The 4,180-nt window shown below is 48.8% G+C and carries 5 protein-coding genes; 4 read left to right on the top strand and 1 reads right to left on the bottom strand.

The window, feature by feature from the left end; translation table 11 throughout:
• Positions 1–144: 144 nt before the first annotated feature.
• The 4 genes from HMPREF1051_RS08910 to HMPREF1051_RS08895 all read left to right on the top strand — a co-directional run bounded on the left by HMPREF1051_RS08910 (position 145) and on the right by HMPREF1051_RS08895 (position 2,773).
• Complete coding sequence (locus tag HMPREF1051_RS08910; RefSeq protein ID WP_003767391.1) at positions 145–681, top strand: isochorismatase family protein; 537 nt, start codon at positions 145–147, stop codon at positions 679–681.
• 18 nt (positions 682–699) lie between these two features.
• On the top strand, positions 700–1,200 hold the full coding sequence (locus HMPREF1051_RS08905) for a GNAT family N-acetyltransferase (protein WP_003767389.1): 501 nt from the start codon (positions 700–702) through the stop codon (positions 1,198–1,200).
• A gap of 54 nt (positions 1,201–1,254) precedes the next feature.
• Positions 1,255–1,725 (top strand): YchJ family protein, encoded by a 471-nt coding sequence (locus HMPREF1051_RS08900; RefSeq protein WP_003767397.1) that lies wholly within the window; start codon positions 1,255–1,257, stop codon positions 1,723–1,725.
• 178 nt (positions 1,726–1,903) lie between these two features.
• The gene (locus tag HMPREF1051_RS08895; RefSeq protein ID WP_003767394.1) at positions 1,904–2,773 is read left to right on the top strand and encodes a lipid A biosynthesis lauroyl acyltransferase; all 870 of its coding nucleotides are present in this window, start codon (positions 1,904–1,906) and stop codon (positions 2,771–2,773) included.
• Positions 2,774–3,677: 904 nt separating this feature from the next.
• On the opposite strand, the gene HMPREF1051_RS08890 is transcribed toward HMPREF1051_RS08895, so the two are convergent.
• Positions 3,678–4,180, bottom strand: a 503-nt coding sequence (locus tag HMPREF1051_RS08890) for a PEP/pyruvate-binding domain-containing protein (RefSeq protein ID WP_003767398.1), incomplete at its 5' end; no start/stop codon positions are given.

Raw genomic sequence — 4,180 nt, 5'->3', positions numbered from 1 at the left:
CGTCGCCTTGTCCTGATTTAAAGTTAATCCACTATACCATCCTGCGCAAAATGAAAACGCGCCCATCAAAACCGCAGCCATTACAGACACACCGGCTTTCGCTATAATGGAATACACCCTCCACTTGGCGCGAAAGGAATATTTATGAATCCCGAAAACACCCTGTGTCTGATTATCGACATCCAAGAACGCCTCCTCCCCGCCCTGCACGACAAAGACGATATGCTGCACCACAGCCGTATCCTGATACAGGGGCTTCACGCCTTAGGCGTCCCGTTTGCCGTGACCGAGCAATATCCGAAAGGATTGGGCAAAACGGTTCCCGCCGTATCCCTGCTGCTGCCCGAAACCACGCCTTTTATCGAAAAAACCCGTTTCTCCGCCCTCTCCCCCGAAACGCACGCGATTTTGACGCAGGCAGCCGTTCAAAACATCATCTTAATCGGTGCAGAAACCCATATTTGTATGCTGCAAACCGTATTGGATTTGCGCTTGGAAGGTTTCAACGTTTACGCTCCCTTTGAATGCACGACATCCCGTTCACCTGCAAACAAAGAAAACGGACTGGCGCAAATGCGCGAAGCCCGCGCCACCGTTTCCAATGTGGAAAGCATTTTGTTCCAACTGTTGGGCGATGCCCGCCACCCCGCCTTTAAAACCGTTTCCAAACTGATTCAATAGCCTGTTAAGGTCGTCTGAATGCAATACACCATCACTGAAGCCGCCAAAACCGACCTGCCCGACATTGTCGAGATTTACAACAGCACCATAGCCGCCCGCCAATCCACTGCCGACCTGACGCCTGTCAGCATTGCCGAACGCGAACCTTGGTTCGACGCACACGGCGGCAAGCAGCCTCTGTATGTATTGAAAAATCACGAAGGCACGGTTTTGGCTTGGTGCAGCCTCAGCGACTACTACCCGCGCCATGCCTACCACATCAGCGCAGAAATCAGCCTCTATGTCCGCCATGACGCGCGCGGTATCGGCGTGGGCAAAATCCTTCTGCAAAATGTGCTCGAGCGCGCACCGTCCTTGGGCATTAAAAACATATTGGCAGTCATCTTCGGACATAACTACCCCAGCATGCACCTGTTTCACCAGTTCGGCTTTACGGAATGGGGGCGATTGCCCGCCGTATGCGACTTAGGAGAACAACAAGCCGATGTTGTCATCTTAGGCAAAAAATTGGTCGATTGAATCCCCGACAGCCAAACCGCAACTTTTCCCCAACACTACTCAACCCAAACCAAAATGACCGCTCCCCAAACCTGCCCCTGCTCTTCAGGACAACTTTATAACGACTGTTGCGCCCCGTTCCACCGCCACGAAAACCTGCCGCAAACCGCCGAACAGCTGATGCGCTCCAGATACAGCGCCTATGTTTTGCACGATATCGCCTATATCGTTGAAACGACTGTCCCTTCCCAGCAACACCTGCTCGATCAAGCCGATATGCTGGCATGGAGTCAGACGACCCATTGGCAGGGTTTGGAAGTATTGCAACACGCCAATGTCGGCAAACAACACGCCCAAGTCGAATTCAAAGCCTATTTTCAAGACGGTCAGGAAACAGCCTGCCATCATGAATTATCCGCCTTCGTCAAAATCGACGACCGCTGGTATTTCATCGACCCGACCACGCCCTTACCCGGCATGAAACATGACTGCATCTGCGGTTCGCACAAAAAATTCAAAGCCTGCTGCGGCCGTTTTTTCAAATAACAAACCCTGCCCATCCACAGGCAAATTTGAAACCATGCCCGTAGACAGGCTGCGTCTCCTGAAAACACCGGTTTCAAAAATGCCGCCAATCCCTCCCTCTTCCCCACCTCAATCCGCCTGAAAAACAGCCCTTTCCGTTATAATTCCCTTTTTCCCGCCCCATTCCTCAACAGACGACATGAAAGCCGCCTTTTTCCTCCTCTACCTCATCCAGCTTCTGCCCTTCAAAGTTATACACAAAATCGCCGACGCAGTGGGCATCCTCGCCTATTACGCCGTCAAACCGCGCCGTAAAGTCGGCGAAACCAACCTCAGAAAATGCTTTCCCGAATGGAGCGAAGACAAACGCAAAGCCGTGCTCAAACGCCATTTTCAGCACATGGCGAAGCTGATGTTCGAATACGGACTGTATTGGTACGCGCCTGCCGACAGGCTGCGCAAACTCGTGCATTATCAAGACAAACACCATCTTGATAACACGCTCGCGTCAGGCGAAAAAGTCATCCTGCTTTATCCGCATTTCACCGCATTTGAAATGGCGGTTTACACCCTCAATCAGGACGTGCCGCTGACCAGCATGTATTCGCACCAAAAAAACAAAGCGTTGGACGAACAAATCCTCAAAGGCCGCCACCGCTACGACAACGTCTTCCTCATCGGCCGCACCGAAGGCCTGCGCGCGATTATCAAGCAACTGCGAAAAAGCGACGCCCCCTTCCTTTACCTGCCCGATCAGGATTTCGGCCGCAACGACTCCATCTTCGTCAACTTCTTCGGCATACCCACCGCCACAATTTCAGGCTTAAGCCGCATTGCAGGCATGACCAAAGCCAAAGTTATCCCCGCCATTCCGACGCGCAATGCCGACAACACGGTTACGCTGCGTTTCTATCCCGCATGGGAAAACTTCCCTTCAGACGACGTTGTAGCCGATACCCAACGCATGAACGATTTTATCGAAGCACGGGCAAGGGAAAATCCCGAACAATATTTCTGGCTGCACAAACGCTTCAAAACCCGCCCTGAAGGCGAACAGGGATTTTATTGAATTACATACAATTACAACAAAAAGCAAAGCCCGTCATATTCGGGCTTTTATCATTTCTATTAAATCGAAAATTAACAACGATAGTAACAAATTTTTAATTGAGAATTTTTCACATTAACTCTTTGGATAAAATGGATATTCAACCCCATTAAACGGGAAACAGAGGAAAAAACCGGCGTATTTCCCGTAAAACATAAATATGATGCAAAATTTTGATTAACATATTAAATTTAATTTAATTTAAAATCAAAGCGTTATAAAATAACATTTTTAAAAAATCAATTGCACCAACCATCCCTTAAAGAATATAGTGCCAAATTTATAAAAATATAATTTTAATATTTATAAAAATTTAAAATTAATAGAATTATATTTTATATTTTTTATAAATATTGGAATGTTATAAATATATATTTTACATAAAAAAATAATGTAAACCACTTGGCAAACCCAAAATTTTCGCGTAAATTTCGTTACATCAAATTACAGCCGTACTGGCAAGATTTGATACTCCGGTTTCCTACTGCAAGCTTCCAGCTTGCAAGTGAATGTTTCGAGACTCACTCCCTCGAAACAAAAGTTTACCCGCACGGAGTTGAGCCGTGCAGGTAAAGCCGCAGGCGAAAGCCTGTATTGTTTGTGAAGCGTAAATCTCTGATTTGAGGTATTGGGGCAATCCTGTGGGGGATTGCCTCCTTTTTTTGTTCATCCGCTTCATTACACCAGCAAGGGCTTATAGCGAACAAAAGCAGAAAATGCCCATCAACCACCCCACTCCGCCTCAAACGCAAATATAGTGGATTAACTTTAAATCAGGACAAGGCGACGAAGCCGCAGACAGTACAGATAGTACGGAACCGATTCACTTGGTGCTTCAGCACCTTAGAGAATCGTTCTCTTTGAGCTAAGGCGAGGCAACGCCGTACTGGTTTAAAGTTAATCCACTATAACGCCTGCCGTTTAAATAAGGCCTTGCCTGAAGGATGACGAGTTTACCGCCTGCGAAAGCCCATTCGATGTCTTGTTCGCCGTTGCCGAAAAGCTGTTTGATTTGCTGTCCGGCTTGGTCGAGGTGGCGGATTTGGTCGTGATTCATGACGTTGCCTCCGGTGATCGGTACTTCCCTGACGCCGCCGTTTTCATCCAATTGCAGCGCGGTGGTTTCGTTGGAGGAGCTGAGGCGTTGTACGGCGTCGTTGCGGCGGTTGTAAACGGCTTGTTCCGCCACCCGTTTTCCTTCGACTACGCGAATGCCCAGCCCGCGTTTGGCGGCGATGTAGGAAGTGTTTTTCTGCGCGGTATCGTAGGGATTGACGGTAACGAGTACGCCGGAGGGGTCGGCATTGATGCTTTGCTGGACGAAGACGCTCATTTTCACGCTGTCGTGCGGCAGTCCGGCGATGCGGC

It is taken from the genome of Neisseria sicca VK64 (genome assembly GCF_000260655.1).
Taxonomy (GTDB): Bacteria; Pseudomonadota; Gammaproteobacteria; order Burkholderiales; family Neisseriaceae; genus Neisseria; species Neisseria sicca_B.
The sequence above is the reverse complement of the archived record's forward strand: the minus strand, read 5'-3'. Positions and strand labels throughout refer to the sequence as shown.